The organism is Tsukamurella sp. II2bb, from assembly GCF_057815145.1.
In genome coordinates this window covers 590,188-602,994 of sequence record NZ_JBYPZI010000001.1, presented here as the reverse complement: position 1 = coordinate 602,994, position 12,807 = coordinate 590,188, and the positions used below count along the sequence as shown (strand labels likewise).

13 protein-coding genes are annotated in these 12,807 nt (G+C 69.0%); 8 read left to right on the top strand and 5 right to left on the bottom strand.

Going from position 1 to position 12,807, the window contains the following annotated elements; all coding sequences use genetic code 11:
* Positions 1–3: 3 nt before the first annotated feature.
* The gene (locus AC21LY_RS03300) at positions 4–918 is read left to right on the top strand and encodes an SAM-dependent methyltransferase (RefSeq protein ID WP_489044873.1); all 915 of its coding nucleotides are present in this window, start codon (positions 4–6) and stop codon (positions 916–918) included.
* Position 919: 1 nt separating this feature from the next.
* Here AC21LY_RS03300 and AC21LY_RS03295 read toward each other — a convergent pair whose 3' ends face one another.
* From AC21LY_RS03295 to hsaA, 5 genes are all read right to left on the bottom strand, one after another.
* On the bottom strand, positions 920–1,483 hold the full coding sequence (locus tag AC21LY_RS03295) for a peroxidase-related enzyme (RefSeq protein WP_489044871.1): 564 nt from the start codon (positions 1,481–1,483) through the stop codon (positions 920–922).
* Positions 1,484–1,569: 86 nt separating this feature from the next.
* Positions 1,570–2,130: a 3-hydroxy-9,10-secoandrosta-1,3,5(10)-triene-9,17-dione monooxygenase reductase subunit gene (gene hsaB / locus AC21LY_RS03290; RefSeq protein ID WP_489044869.1), complete on the bottom strand. Its 561-nt coding sequence runs from the start codon at positions 2,128–2,130 to the stop codon at positions 1,570–1,572.
* On the bottom strand, positions 2,130–3,035 hold the full coding sequence (hsaC, locus tag AC21LY_RS03285) for an iron-dependent extradiol dioxygenase HsaC (protein WP_489044867.1): 906 nt from the start codon (positions 3,033–3,035) through the stop codon (positions 2,130–2,132). Before hsaC ends, hsaB begins: the two co-directional genes overlap by 1 nt.
* A 17-nt stretch (positions 3,036–3,052) precedes the next feature.
* A complete protein-coding gene (gene hsaD, locus AC21LY_RS03280; RefSeq protein ID WP_489044865.1) occupies positions 3,053–3,922 on the bottom strand; it encodes a 4,5:9,10-diseco-3-hydroxy-5,9,17-trioxoandrosta-1(10),2-diene-4-oate hydrolase in 870 nt (289 codons plus the stop codon).
* 2 nt (positions 3,923–3,924) lie between these two features.
* Positions 3,925–5,100 (bottom strand): 3-hydroxy-9,10-secoandrosta-1,3,5(10)-triene-9,17-dione monooxygenase oxygenase subunit, encoded by a 1,176-nt coding sequence (gene hsaA, locus AC21LY_RS03275; protein ID WP_489044863.1) that lies wholly within the window; start codon positions 5,098–5,100, stop codon positions 3,925–3,927.
* A gap of 160 nt (positions 5,101–5,260) precedes the next feature.
* On the opposite strand from hsaA, the gene AC21LY_RS03270 reads away from it, so the two are divergent.
* The 7 genes from AC21LY_RS03270 to AC21LY_RS03240 all read left to right on the top strand — a co-directional run bounded on the left by AC21LY_RS03270 (position 5,261) and on the right by AC21LY_RS03240 (position 12,700).
* A complete protein-coding gene (locus AC21LY_RS03270) occupies positions 5,261–6,742 on the top strand; it encodes an FAD-dependent oxidoreductase (protein ID WP_489044861.1) in 1,482 nt (493 codons plus the stop codon).
* A gap of 222 nt (positions 6,743–6,964) precedes the next feature.
* Positions 6,965–7,387 carry a hypothetical protein gene (locus AC21LY_RS03265; RefSeq protein WP_489044859.1) on the top strand — a complete coding sequence of 141 codons (423 nt, stop codon included), beginning with the start codon at positions 6,965–6,967 and terminating at the stop codon, positions 7,385–7,387.
* A gap of 136 nt (positions 7,388–7,523) precedes the next feature.
* The gene (gene kstD / locus AC21LY_RS03260) at positions 7,524–9,245 is read left to right on the top strand and encodes a 3-oxosteroid 1-dehydrogenase (protein ID WP_489044857.1); all 1,722 of its coding nucleotides are present in this window, start codon (positions 7,524–7,526) and stop codon (positions 9,243–9,245) included.
* On the top strand, positions 9,242–10,417 hold the full coding sequence (locus tag AC21LY_RS03255) for a 3-ketosteroid-9-alpha-monooxygenase, oxygenase component (RefSeq protein ID WP_489044855.1): 1,176 nt from the start codon (positions 9,242–9,244) through the stop codon (positions 10,415–10,417). Before kstD ends, AC21LY_RS03255 begins: the two co-directional genes overlap by 4 nt.
* Before the next feature lie 4 nt (positions 10,418–10,421).
* Positions 10,422–10,736 carry a hypothetical protein gene (locus AC21LY_RS03250; RefSeq protein ID WP_489044853.1) on the top strand — a complete coding sequence of 105 codons (315 nt, stop codon included), beginning with the start codon at positions 10,422–10,424 and terminating at the stop codon, positions 10,734–10,736.
* Between the two features lie 15 nt (positions 10,737–10,751).
* Positions 10,752–11,834 carry a 2Fe-2S iron-sulfur cluster-binding protein gene (locus AC21LY_RS03245; protein WP_489044851.1) on the top strand — a complete coding sequence of 361 codons (1,083 nt, stop codon included), beginning with the start codon at positions 10,752–10,754 and terminating at the stop codon, positions 11,832–11,834.
* 8 nt (positions 11,835–11,842) lie between these two features.
* A complete protein-coding gene (locus tag AC21LY_RS03240; RefSeq protein ID WP_489044849.1) occupies positions 11,843–12,700 on the top strand; it encodes a MaoC/PaaZ C-terminal domain-containing protein in 858 nt (285 codons plus the stop codon).
* Positions 12,701–12,807 lie beyond the last annotated feature (107 nt).

Here is a 12,807-nt window from a genome sequence, read left to right as displayed (position 1 = left end):
CTGATGCCGAGCAACGCACGTACCGAGGGCGACACCTGGACGATCACCACGAGCGTCGGCTTCACCGCGCTGCTCGTCGCCGCGGCGCGAGCGGTCGAGAGCGAGCGCAGCGACGCCCTCGCCCGGGACCCGCTCGCCCGCGTCTTCCTCGACGCCGCGGGCGAGCCGCGCGCGATCGCACTGGCTGACGCCGGCACCGATGCGGGCAGTCCGATGGCGGCGACCCGGCACCTCGGCGTCCGCACCCGGTTCTTCGACGACGTGGTGCGGGACGCCGTCGCGATCGGCATCCACCAGGTCGTGATTCTCGCCGCCGGACTCGACTCCCGGGCGTACCGGCTCGACCTGCCGGCGGGCACCGTCGTCTACGAACTCGACCAGCCGGAGGTCCTGGCCTTCAAGGAGGAGGCGCTCGCCGCGCACGGGGCGAGCCCCGCAGCCGGGCTGCGGCACGTCCCCGTCGACCTGCGCGACGACTGGCCGGCCGCGCTGCGGTCCAGGGGATTCGACGGTGCCGCACCCACCGTCTGGCTGGTGGAGGGGCTGCTCCCCTACCTCCCCGCCGCGGCGCAGGCCCTGCTTTTCGAGCGGATCGTGGACCTCTCCGCGCAGGGCAGCCGCGTGGCCGTCGAAGGCCAGAGCGGGCCGCTCGACCTCGACGGCTTCCGCGCAGTCACCGAGAAGTACTCGCGGGCAGGCAATCCGCTCGGCGACTTCGACGTGACCGCGCTGTTCGTCGCCGACGAGGACCGCGCGGACCCTGCGGAGTTCCTGGCGACACACGGCTGGACCGTGGAGCATGCGGGCGACCCGGTGGAGCTGGGCCGCCGCTACGGCGTGTTGGGCAGCGTCTCCGCGGACGTCGATCTTCTCTCCCGCGCGATCGGCTACTTCACCGCCTCGCTCCCCAGCCGCTGAGTCAGCGTGCGACGGAGTGGTATTCGGGGTTGGGCCGCATGTCGATCGCCGAGGCCAGCCGGTTGGTCATGTTGAAGAAGGCCGCGGTGTTGGCGATGTCGTAGATGTCGCGATCGGTGAAGCCCACGTCGCGCAGCCGCTGCCGGTCCGGCTCGTCGAGCTTCGACGGTGCCTCCGTGATCTTCTCGGCGAACTCGAGCATGGCCCGCTGCTTCGGCGACAGCTCCGCGGCCCGGAAGTTCATCACGAGCATCTCGCCGAGCGCCGGGTCGGCGGAGAGCTCCCGCACGGCGGCGCCGTGGGCGGTGAGGCAGTAGAAGCACTTGTTGATCGAGGAGACCACCACCGCGATCATCTCGCGCTCCAGCTTGCTCAGGCCGCAATCGCCGAGCATGAGGTCGTTGTAGGTATCGCTGAACGCGCGAAGCTTGACCTCGTCGAAGGTGAGCGACTGCAGGACGTTCGGCACCATGCCCAGCTTCTCGCGACAGATGTCGAAGTACTTCCGCGTGCTCTCGCTCAGCTCTCCCGCGGGCAGATCCAGCGCAGTGATCCGGTCTGTCATACCTACTTCTCCTCCTCGACGACGCTCCCCTCCTGACTACCAGGCATCCGGAGACGCTCGGGCCCCTTCGACGAGATCGGGCGCCGTCAGATCCAGTCGTCGCCGACGGGCCAGGTGAGGAACGAGTCGAGCGAGAGGGCCCGCGGGATGGCCTCGCCGGAGTCGGTCACGGTCTGGGTGTAGCGGCCCTTGTAGAACAGCAGGGGCCGCCCTGCGTTCGGGGCGCTGAGTTCGAGCACCCGGCCGATCACGATGTGGTGGTCGCCGCCCTCGTGGACGGTCTCGACGGCGCAGTCGATCCAGCTCAGGGCACCGTCGAGCAGGGGCGAGCCGGTCCGCGAGGGCTTCCAGCCGACCGCACCGAACTTGTCCGGGTGCCGGGAGCCGAAGACCGAGCTGACATCCTGCTGCCCCTCGCCGAGGACGTTCACGGCGAACCTGCCGGTGCGCTCAATGGTGCGCCAGGCCCCCGAGGTCTTCATGGGACAGAAGAGCACGAGCGGCGGGTCGAGCGAGAGCGCCGAGAAGGACTGACAGGCGAAGCCGACGGGGCCCTCGTCGTCCGCCGCGGTCACGACGGTGACGCCCGTGCAGAAGTGCCCCATGGCGGTCCGGTAGTCGAGCGGTTCGATCACGGGAGCGGTCATCACTGCTCCTTGAAGCCGATGGAGAAGTCGTGGCCCCAGAGGCTGACCGCGGTGGATTCGCGGGCGATCCAGTCGTCGTTCTCGACTTCGAGACCCTCGCAACCGAACTCGATGTCGAAACCGCCGGGGGTCTTCATGTAGAAGGACAGCATCTTGTCGTTGATGTGCCGGCCGAGGGTGGCGGACATCGTGACCTTCCTACGGTTCGCGCGGTCGAGGCACAGCCCGACGTCGTCGGAGTTCTCCACCTCGACCATGAGGTGGACGATCCCCGTCGGGTTGGGCAGCGGGAGGAAGGCCAGCGCGTGGTGGCGGGGGTTGCAGCCGTAGAACCGCAGCCAGGCGGGGTCACCGTCGGCGGGGCGGCCGACCATCTGCGGGGGCAGGCGCATCGAGTCGCGCAGCTTGAAGCCGAGCACACCCTGGTAGAAGTCCTGCGCCGCAGCGTCGTCCGTGCAGGTGAGCACGACGTGCCCGAGCCCCTGCTCGCCGGTGACGAACTTGTGCCCGTACGGGCTGACGAACCGGCGGCCCAGGTACTGGGCGCCGTGGAAGGCCTCGAGCGTGTTGCCGGACGGATCCTGGAACCGGATGAGCCCCTCGACGCGGCGCTCGGCCCTCTCGTCCTTGGTGCCCTCCTCAAAGGAGACGCCCGCGGCGGTGAGGGTGTCGCGGAGTTCCTGCAGCCCGATCGCGTCGGTGACCTCCCACCCGGAGGCCAGGAGCCGGTCCTTCTCGCCGGGGACGATCACCAGGCGCGCCGCGAAATCGTCCATGCGCAGGTAGAGGGAGTCCGGATCATTGCCGGTCCCCTCCATCATCCCGAGCACCTTCAGGCCGTACTCGCGCCAGGCCGCCATATCGGTGGCCTCGATGCGCATGTACCCGAGCGCCTTGATCGCCATGTACCTGTTACTCCCTTTCAGCCGGCCAGGAAATCGGCCGTGAGCCGGTTGAACTCGTCGAACTTCTCCAGCTGTGCCCAGTGGCCGCACTGGCCGAAGACGTGCAGCTGCGCGCGCGGGATCTGCTTGAGCGCGAGGAGGGCACCGTCGAGCGGGTTGACCCGGTCCTCGCGGCCCCAGATCATCAGGACGGGCTGGCGCAGCTTGTACGCGTCGCGCCAGAGCATGCCCTTCTCGTAGTCCGCGGAGGCGAAGGACTTGCCCATGGCCTTGAACGCGGCGATCGCCTCCGGGTCGAGAGCGAGCTCGAAGCGCTCCTCGATCAGCTCGGGCGTGATCATCTTCTGGTCGAAGACCATGATCCGCAGGAAGTCCTCGAGCCGCTCCCTGCTGGGCGCGGCGTAGAACCTCTGCAGGGTGCGCAGGCCCTCGGTGGGATCGGGCGCGAAGGTGTTCACGCTGAGGCCGCCCGGGCCCATGAGCACGAGGCGGCCCGCGCGCTCCGGGAAGTCGAGGGCGAACCGCACCGCGGTGCCGCCGCCGAGCGAATTGCCCACCAGGTGCACGCGTCCGTCGATGCCGAGGGCGTCGAGCAGCCCGGCGAGCGCCGGCGCGCTGTGCACGAAGTACTGCGGGTGCTCGGTCGGCTTGTCGGACCGGCCGAAGCCCGGCTGGTCGACGGCGAGCACGTGGAAGCGCTGCGCCAGCACCGGGATATTGCGCCCGAAATTGCTCCACGAGGACACACCCGGACCGCTGCCGTGCAGCAGGACGACGGTGCCGTTGGCCAGGTTCTCCTCGCCCGCCTCGTGGTAGTGCAGCGTGAGACCGGCTGCCGTGGTGGCGAACTTCCCCTCCTTGAGGACGTCCACTTCCGTATCGGGCATGACTAGACCATCCCGTCCATGACCGGCAGGCCGAACTCGCCGGTGCCGAACATCTTGTAGGCGCGCTCGGGATCGTTGGCGGCGTGCACGCGGCCCGCGTGGGCGTCGCGCCAGAACCGCTGGATCGGCGTGCCCTCGGCCAGCGCGCGGCCACCGGAGTTCTCGAACATGCGGTCCACGGCGAAGATCGCGCGCTCGGTGCCGCGCACCTGGTCACGCCGCACCTTGAGGCGCAGGTTGAACGGGATCTTCTCGCCAGCCTTGACCAGCGCGTACTCCTCGTTGATGTTGGAGATCAGCTGGAGCCAGGCGGCGTCGATCTCACTGCCCGCCTCGGCGACCCGGACCATGGCGAACGGATCCTCCTTCGTGCTCTCACCCGCGTAGGCGGCACGCACCCGATTGCGCTGGTGCTCGACGTGGGCGTCGTAGGCGCCCTGTGCCATGCCGATGATGGGCGCGGTGATGGTGGACGGATGCACCGAGCCGAAGGGCAGCTTGTACAGGGGGCTGGTGTTGACCTCCTGGCCGGGCCCCTTGCACTTGCTGACCAACTGGAAGCTGAGCGCACGGTGCGCAGGGACGAAGACGTCCTCGACCACGATGTCGTTACTGCCCGTGCCGCGGAGGCCGACGGTGCGCCAGACGTCGTTGATGGTGTAATCGCTGATCGGTACGAGGTAGGTGAGGAAATCGACCGGCTTGCCGTCCTTGAACGCCGGGCCGCCGAGCAGCGCCCAGGTGCCGTGGTCGCAGCCGGAGGAGAAGCTCCATTTGCCGGAGAGGCGGTAGCCGCCCTCGACGACCTCGGAGCGGCCCATCGGGGCGTACGAGGAGGAGATCAGCGTGTCCTGATCCTCGCCCCACACCTCCTGCTGGGCGCGATCGTCGAAGAGCGCGACGTTCCAGGGGTGGATACCGAGGATCGAGGAGACCCAGCCGGTGGAGCCGCAGGCGCTCGCGAGCATCTTGACGGCGGTGTAGAAGTGCACCGGATCGGCCTCGAAGCCACCGTAGCGCTTGGGCTGCAACAACCGGAAGAAGCCGCTCTTCTGCAGGGCCTTGATCGACTCGGCCGGGATCCGGCGCGCATCCTCCGTCTCCTGTGCCCGGTCGCGGAGCGTGGGCAGCAGTTCCGCCACTTCCGCCAGCACCGCGTCGACGCTCTGATCGCTCATCTTTCCTCGCCTTCGTCGAGACCCTCCGGCGGACACCGAAGCCTGCCGCTGGACCGATACTAGAACACGTTCTCATTTTCCGGCGCGAAACGCTACATCATAGGTTCCGATCGCCCTATCTTGCTGATGTAACCGGTTATGAGACCGAGCGAGGAGAGCCATGCCCGAGCACCGCCGTCCCGTCCCGTCCGCCGAGGTTCCGTCGTGGGACCTCGACGCCGACGTCGTGATCGCCGGATACGGCATAGCCGGCGTCTGCGCCGCGATCGAGGCCGCCCGCGCCGGCGTAGATGTGCTGGTCCTCGACCGCGCCGGCGGATGGGGCGGCGCGGCCGCCCTGTCCGGCGGGTGGATCTATCTCGGCGGTGGCACCTCGCTGCAACGCGCACTCGGTTTCGCGGACGACGCCGAGAACATGGAGGCGTTCATGACCGCGGCACTGGGCCCGGGCGTCGACGCCGCCAAGATCCACGCCTATGCGCACGGCAGCGTCGAGCACTACGACTGGCTCGTGAGCTGCGGCGTGGTCTTCAAAGAGGAGTTCTGGGGCGAACCGGGCTGGGAGGTCCCGCACGACGAGGGCCTCGGCTACTCCGGTGGCGAGAACGCCGCCCCGTTCACCGAGATCGCCGCTCCGGCGCCCCGCGGTCACGTGCCGCAGATGACCGACAAGCGGACCGGGGTGCGCGGCGCCGGCTACATGCTGATGAAGCCCCTGGTCGAGACCGCGGAGGAGCTCGGGATCCGCGCCGAGTACGACATCCGCGCCCGAGCACTCGTGACCGCGCCCGACGGCACCGTCGAAGGCCTCGTAGCGCGGCGCTTCGGCACGGACCTGTACGTACGGGCCCGACGGGGCGTCGTCCTCGCGACCGGTAGCTTCGCCTACAACTCCGAGATGATCGAGACCTACGCACCGCGGCTCGTCGGGCGCCCCGCGGCCGCGATCGAGGAGCACGATGGGGCCGGCATCCTCATGGCGCAGGCGGCGGGCGCCGCCTTGGCCCACATGGACGCCACCGAGGTCGCGTTCTTCGGCGACCCGCAGCTGATGGCCCGCGGCATCCTCGTCAACGGCCGAGGCCAGCGGTTCATCGCGGAGGACACCTACGGCGGGCGGATCGGACAGGCCGTCCTGATCCAGCAGGACAACACCGCGTACCTGGTCATGGACCTGCAGGCGCACGAGGAGGCACTCGCGACGGAGACCTCGACGCCCTACTTCCGACAGCCGCCGACCTGGGCGGCGGAGACCGTGGCAGAACTCGAATCCGACATGGGGCTGCCCGCCGGGGCCCTGACCGGCACCGTCGAGACGTACAACCGGCACGCCGCGCACGGCGTCGACCCGCTTCTCGGCAAGCAGCCGCGGTGGGTCCGCCCGCTGACCGGCCCTGTGGCGGCCTGGGACATGCGCGGGTTCACCGCGGGCTTCACCCTCGGAGGGTTGCGCACGGACGTCGACTCGCGGGTGCTGCACGTCGACGGTGCACCCATCCCCGGCCTGTTCGCCGCGGGCCGCTGTACCTCGGGCGTGTGCGCCGGCGGGTACGCGAGCGGGACCAGCCTCGGAGACGGGAGCTTCTTCGGCCGTCGAGCCGGCGCCTGTGCCGCAACCTTCGGATCCGAATATTTGCGATAACTATCGAGGGTACGACGTCGTCGACCACCCGACTCCCCCTCACGCACTCGCACATGAATGATTCGCCTTAGCGCATCTGGATCGGCATCCAGAATCACCTGTGCGTCAATCACACTCGGTCATCGACCTATGGACCCGAACGAGGCGCCGGGCTGCGAGGATGAGGGGCATGACTGCCACACCGTCCGCCGCGACCGCGACCGACCGGAGCGGGTGGGAACCATGACCCACCGAGCGCAGAAGTCGGGCTCGGCCCGCCTCAGCGGCTTCACCGGACGCGTCCTCGCCATCGCCGCCGCCGCGGCACTGTGCGTCGCGGCGATCGCCGTCACCGTGAGCATGTGGAGCGGCCCGGCGACCGAGCCTCGACCCGTTCTGGCACCGTCGGGCTCGGTTCCGTCGACCCGGCTCGCGCCGGCCGGCACGTCCTCGACGACGACGCCGACGAGTTCCACAGCCGTGAGCACCGCGCCGCCGCCGAGCTCAGCCCCACCAGCGACGAGTTCGGTCGAGCCCACCACCCCCGTGCGCACCGCCGCACCACCGGCCGCCACGACCCCGCCGGCGCCTCGATGCACACCGCAGCCGAAGTGGGTCTTCCGTCCCAGCACCGGCACGTACGAACGGATCACCATCCCCTGCTGATTCCCGTCGATGCCGGATCACCGCCGAATCCTGGCGAGTGGAACCTGTTCTAGTCTATGCTGCAGTCATAGTGCGTACCTGCTGACTATTGCCGCAGGTGGGACTAGAGAACTTGTTCCATCAACAAGGAGAGTCGATGACGGCGGAAACCACCGAGTACGACGTGATCGTGGTGGGGAGCGGCGCGGCCGGGATGACCGCCGCCCTGAAGGCCGCGGACAGCGGGCTCAGCGTCCTGATCGTCGAGAAGGCGGCGCACTACGGCGGGTCCACCGCCCGCTCCGGCGGCGGCGTCTGGGTGCCCGGCAACGAGGCACTGGTCAAGGCCGGGGTCAAGGACAGCCCCGACGAGGCCCGCAAATACCTGCACGCGATCATCGGGGACGTGGTTCCGGCCGAGCGGATCGACACCTACATCGACCGTGGCCCCGAGGTCATCTCGATGGTGCACCGGATGAGCCCGCTGGAACTGACCTGGGTGCCGGGGTACTCGGACTACTACCCCGAGGCGCCGGGCGGCCGGGCGCACGGCCGCTCCTGCGAGCCTAAGCCCTTCGATGGCAAGCTACTCGGTGAGGAACTGAAGAACCTCGAGCCGGACTACACCAAGGCCCCCATGAACCTGGTGGTCACGCAGGCCGACTTCAAGTGGCTGAACCTGATCATGCGCCACCCGAAGGGGCCCCTGCGCGCACTGCGGGTCGCCGGCCGCTACTACGGCGCCCGGGTTCGCGGCAAGCACCTGCTCGGCCGCGGCCAGGCACTGATCGCGGCGCTGCGCGTCGGCCTGCAGCGCGCGAACGTCCAGCTGTGGCTGAACACCCCCCTCGTCGGGCTCACCGAGGAGGACGGCCGGGTCACGGGCGTCACCGTCGAGCGGGACGGCACGCAGGTGCACCTCACCGCCCGGCGCGGCGTGATCCTGGCGGCCGGCGGCTTCGAGTCCAGCGAGTCGATGCGCGCCCAGTACCAGCGTCAGCCCATCGGCACGGAGTGGACCAACGGCGTGCCGGCCAACACCGGCGACGCGATCCGCGCGGGCGCGGCCGTGGGCGGCGCCCTCGAGTTCATGGACGACGCCTGGTGGGGCCCGTCCATCCAGCTGCCGAAGATGGCCTGGTTCGCCCTGTCCGAGCGCTCTCTGCCCGGCAGCGTCATGGTGAACACCGCGGGCGAGCGGTTCGTCAACGAGTCCGCCCCCTACGTCGAGGCCGTGCACGCGATGTACGGCGGCGAGTACGGCCAGGGTGAGGGCCCCGGCGAGAACGTGCCCTGCTGGCTGGTCTTCGACCAGCGCTACCGCAACCGGTACATGTTCGCCGGCCAGCCTCCGCGCCAGCCGCTACCGAAACGCTGGTTCGAGTCCGGTTGCATGGTCCGGGCGAACAGCCTCGCGGAACTGGCCGAGAAGATGGGCGTGCCGGCCGAGGCGCTGACCGCCACCGTCGAGAGGTTCAACGGATTCGCCCGGACCGGGCGCGACGAGGACTTCCACCGCGGCGAGAGCGCCTACGACCACTACTACGGGGACCCGCGGAACAAGCCGAATCCCAGTCTGGCGGAATTGGCCACCGGGCCGTTCTACGCTGCCCGTATGGTCCCCGGCGATCTGGGCACGAAGGGCGGCCTGCGCACCGATGTCGCGGGCCGGGTCCAGCGCGTGGACGGCACCGTCATCGACGGCCTGTACGCCGCCGGCAACACCAGCTCGCCCGTCATGGGCCACACCTACGCGGGTCCCGGCGCCACCATCGGTCCCGCCATGGTCTTCGCCTACCTCGCCGTCGAGGACATGGCACGCAAGGAATCAGCCCCCGCGGCGGTGGCCCCCGCCCGCGCGGAAGAGGAGATCGCATGAGCAGCACCACCGAAGCGGCGGCCCGCCTGATCGACAGCGGCACCGCACCCACTCGGTACGCCCGCGGCTGGCACTGCCTGGGGCTGCTGAAGGACTTCGCCGACGGGAAGCCCCACGCCGTCGAGGCCTTCGGCACCAAGCTGGTGGTCTTCGCCGGCGAGGACGGCGTCGTTAACGTGCTCGACGGGTACTGCCGGCACATGGGCGGCGACCTGACGCAGGGCACCGTCAAGGGCAACGAGATCGCCTGCCCCTTCCACGACTGGCGCTGGGGCGGCGACGGCAAGTGCAAGGCCATCCCGTACGCCAAGCGCGTGCCGCTGCGTGCCCGCACCCGCACCTGGCCGACCATGATCGAGAACGACCAGCTCTTCGTCTGGCACGACGCGGAGGGCTCCAAGCCTCCGGAGGAGCTCGCCATCCCGAAGATCGACGGTGACGTCGACGGACCGGAGTGGTCGAACTGGGTGTGGAACGAGATCGTCATCGAGGGCAGCAACTGCCGCGAGATCGTCGACAACGTGGTCGACATGCCGCACTTCTTCTACATCCACTACGGCCTGCCCACGTACTTCAAGAACGTCTTCGACGGGCACATCGCCTCGCAGTACCTGGACACCAAGGGCCGCAACGATGTCACCGATATCGGGCTCTCCGGCGGCGACGACGTACTGCTCAAATCGGAGGCCCACTACTTCGGGCCGTCGTACATGATCAACTACCTGCACAACGACTACAAGGGCTTCCAGATCGAGAACATCCTGATCAACTGCCACTACCCGATCGACCAGAACTCGTTCAAACTCATGTACGGCGTGAAGGTCAAGAAGCTCCCCGGCTTCGACGACGAGAAGTCCGACTACCTGGCCGGCAAGTTCGCCAAGAACGTGGGACTGGGCTTCCTGCAGGACGTGGAGATCTGGAAGAACAAGACCCGGATCGACAACCCGCTGCTCTGCGAGGAGGACGGCCCCGTCTACCAGCTGCGCCGCTGGTACGAGCAATTCTACGTCGATGCCGCCGAGGTCTCCGAGGACATGACGCAGCGCTTCGAGTTCGAGATCGACACCACCCACGCCGTCGAGGCGTGGGAGGCGGAGGTCGCGGAGAACATCGCCCGCCAGCAGGCCGAGAAAGCCACTGCCGCCGATGTTTCCGGCGCGGGGGCATGACCCGATGACGGTGACCATGTTCGGCGAGCCGGTCACCCGGCCGGCCACGGTGGCCGACCGTGAGGGCTTCCTCACCGACGGCTTCACCCCGCTGGACTGCGGCACCTGCGGCGTCGCGGTGCAGGTCCGCAAGAACAGCCGCGAGCAGACCTCGATCCAGTGGTGCGGTTCCGCACGCGAGTGCGCGGTCTTCGCGGCCGACGGTGCCGGATCCGCACTGCACGCCACCTGCCCGCGGCTGATGGAATCGATCACGCGCGCCGCCAAACGGGGCGAGATCCCCGTTCCGACGAGTGACGCCTCGTCGGACACCGACTAGGAGAGTGACGAAGAAGTGAGCATCCACCGACTGCTCGTCGCCAAGGTGGTCGCGGAGACGCACGACGCGCACTCCATCGAGTTCGAGGTGCCGGCCGAACTGGCGTCGGCCTTCACCTACAAGCCGGGCCAGTTCCTCACCCTGCGTGTCCCGAGCGAGCGGACCGGATCCGTGGCCCGGTGCTATTCGCTGTGCAGTGCACCGCACGACGACGGTCCGTTGCGCGTGGCCGTCAAGCGGACCGCCGACGGCTACGCATCGAACTGGCTGTGCGACAACGCCACTCCCGGCATGGAGATCGACGTGCTGGTGCCCGCGGGCATCTTCACGCCGAAGTCCGTGGACGTGGACATGCTGCTCTTCGCCGGCGGCAGCGGGGTCACGCCGATCCTGTCGATCCTGCGCTCGGTGCTGGAGACCGGCACCGGATCGGTGGCTCTGATCTACGCCAATCGCGATGCGCAGTCGGTGATCTTCGCCTCCACGCTCGCCGAGTTGACGCGGACGTACCCGGAGCGGCTCGTGGTGGTGCACTGGCTCGAATCGGTGCAAGGCCTGCCTTCTGCTGCGAACCTCGCCGCGCTCGCCGCGCCCTACGCCTCCCGCGAGGTCTTCGTCTGCGGCCCCGGCCCGTTCATGGACGCCGTCTCGGAGGCGATGACCGCGCTCGGCAAGGGACGCCGCGAGGTGCACATCGAGAAGTTCCGCTCCCTGCCGCGCAACCCCTTCGAGGTGGAGGCCGCGCAGGAGGAGGCGGAGGAGAAGGCCGCGATCGCCGAGGCGGAGGCCCCGTCGGCCGACGACGCTCCCGCGCCCGCGGACGACGGGGGCACCGTCACCGTGGAACTGGACGGGACGACCACCGAGCTCGCGTGGCCCGCTGAGAAGAAGCTTCTGGACGTCATGCTCGAAGCCGGTATCGATGCGCCGTACTCGTGTCGCGAGGGCGCGTGCAGCGCCTGTGCGTGCCGTCTCGTCGACGGGAAGGTCGAGCTCGCCCACAACGAGGTGCTCGATCAGGAGGACCTCGACGACGGGCTCATCCTCGCCTGCCAGTCACAGCGCCGCAGTACCGCGGTGCACATCACCTACGAATAGGGAGATCCATGCCCATCGACCCATCGGTCGCGATCGGCGCCGATCTCGGCACCGCCGAGTTCTCGTGGAGCGTATCGGATGTGCTGCTCTATCAGCTGGCCCTGGGCGCGGGCGCCGATCCGCTCGCCGCCCGCGAGCTTCGGTACGCCACGGAGCAGGACACCGTGGTGCTGCCGACCTTCGCGACGGTGGCGCAGAACTTCCACGCCACGGAGCCGCCGACGGTCTCCTTCCCTGGCATCGAGATCGACCTCGCCAAGGTGGTGCACGGCAGCCAGTCGGTGACGGCGCACCGTCCGCTACCCGTCACCGGAACCGCCACCGCGCGTACCCGGATCAGCGACGTGCACGACAAGGGCAAGGCCGCCGTGATCTGGCAGGAGACGGAGGTCGTCGACGAGGCCGGCGCGCCGCTGTGGACCGCTCGCTCCTCCATCTTCGCCCGCGGAGAGGGGGGCTTCGGCGGCGAGCGCGGACCGTCGGAGAGGGTGGCGTTGCCCGACCACGAGGCCGACGTGACGGTGGAGGTCCCGACCCTGCCGCAGCAGGCACTGCTGTACCGGTTGTGCGGCGACCGCAATCCGCTGCACTCCGATCCCGCCTTCGCCCGGGCCGCCGGCTTCGACGCGCCGATCCTGCACGGCCTGTGCACCTACGGGATCGTCGCCAAGGCTGTCACCGACGCCGTGCTCGACGGGGACGCCTCCGCTGTGGGCTCGTGGTCGGCCAAGTTCGCCGGGATCATGCTGCCGGGCGAGACACTGCGCGTGCGGATCTGGCACGACGGCGATCGTGAGCTGGTGACCGCGGAGTCCGTGGAGCGCGGCGCACCGGTGCTCGCCGACGCGGTGTTCACAGCGCGGTAACCGCTTTCTGCGGCCATGCGCGGGACGCATGGACACGAACGCGCAGTCCAGGGGCATGTTTTGAGAAGAGGGGTATGCGAATCACGCATCCCCTCGGTCTCGGCTCA

Coding starts and splice junctions, on each gene's coding strand:
- AC21LY_RS03265 (WP_489044859.1), top strand. CDS start 6,965: ATGACCCACCGAGCGCAGAAGTCGGGCTCGGCCCGCCTCAGCGGCTTC.
- hsaC (WP_489044867.1), bottom strand. CDS start 3,035: ATGGCGATCAAGGCGCTCGGGTACATGCGCATCGAGGCCACCGATATG.
- AC21LY_RS03300 (WP_489044873.1), top strand. CDS start 4: ATGCCGAGCAACGCACGTACCGAGGGCGACACCTGGACGATCACCACG.
- hsaA (WP_489044863.1), bottom strand. CDS start 5,100: ATGAGCGATCAGAGCGTCGACGCGGTGCTGGCGGAAGTGGCGGAACTG.
- AC21LY_RS03295 (WP_489044871.1), bottom strand. CDS start 1,483: ATGACAGACCGGATCACTGCGCTGGATCTGCCCGCGGGAGAGCTGAGC.
- AC21LY_RS03255 (WP_489044855.1), top strand. CDS start 9,242: ATGAGCAGCACCACCGAAGCGGCGGCCCGCCTGATCGACAGCGGCACC.
- hsaB (WP_489044869.1), bottom strand. CDS start 2,130: ATGACCGCTCCCGTGATCGAACCGCTCGACTACCGGACCGCCATGGGG.
- kstD (WP_489044857.1), top strand. CDS start 7,524: ATGACGGCGGAAACCACCGAGTACGACGTGATCGTGGTGGGGAGCGGC.
- AC21LY_RS03250 (WP_489044853.1), top strand. CDS start 10,422: ATGACGGTGACCATGTTCGGCGAGCCGGTCACCCGGCCGGCCACGGTG.
- AC21LY_RS03270 (WP_489044861.1), top strand. CDS start 5,261: ATGCCCGAGCACCGCCGTCCCGTCCCGTCCGCCGAGGTTCCGTCGTGG.
- AC21LY_RS03240 (WP_489044849.1), top strand. CDS start 11,843: ATGCCCATCGACCCATCGGTCGCGATCGGCGCCGATCTCGGCACCGCC.
- hsaD (WP_489044865.1), bottom strand. CDS start 3,922: ATGCCCGATACGGAAGTGGACGTCCTCAAGGAGGGGAAGTTCGCCACC.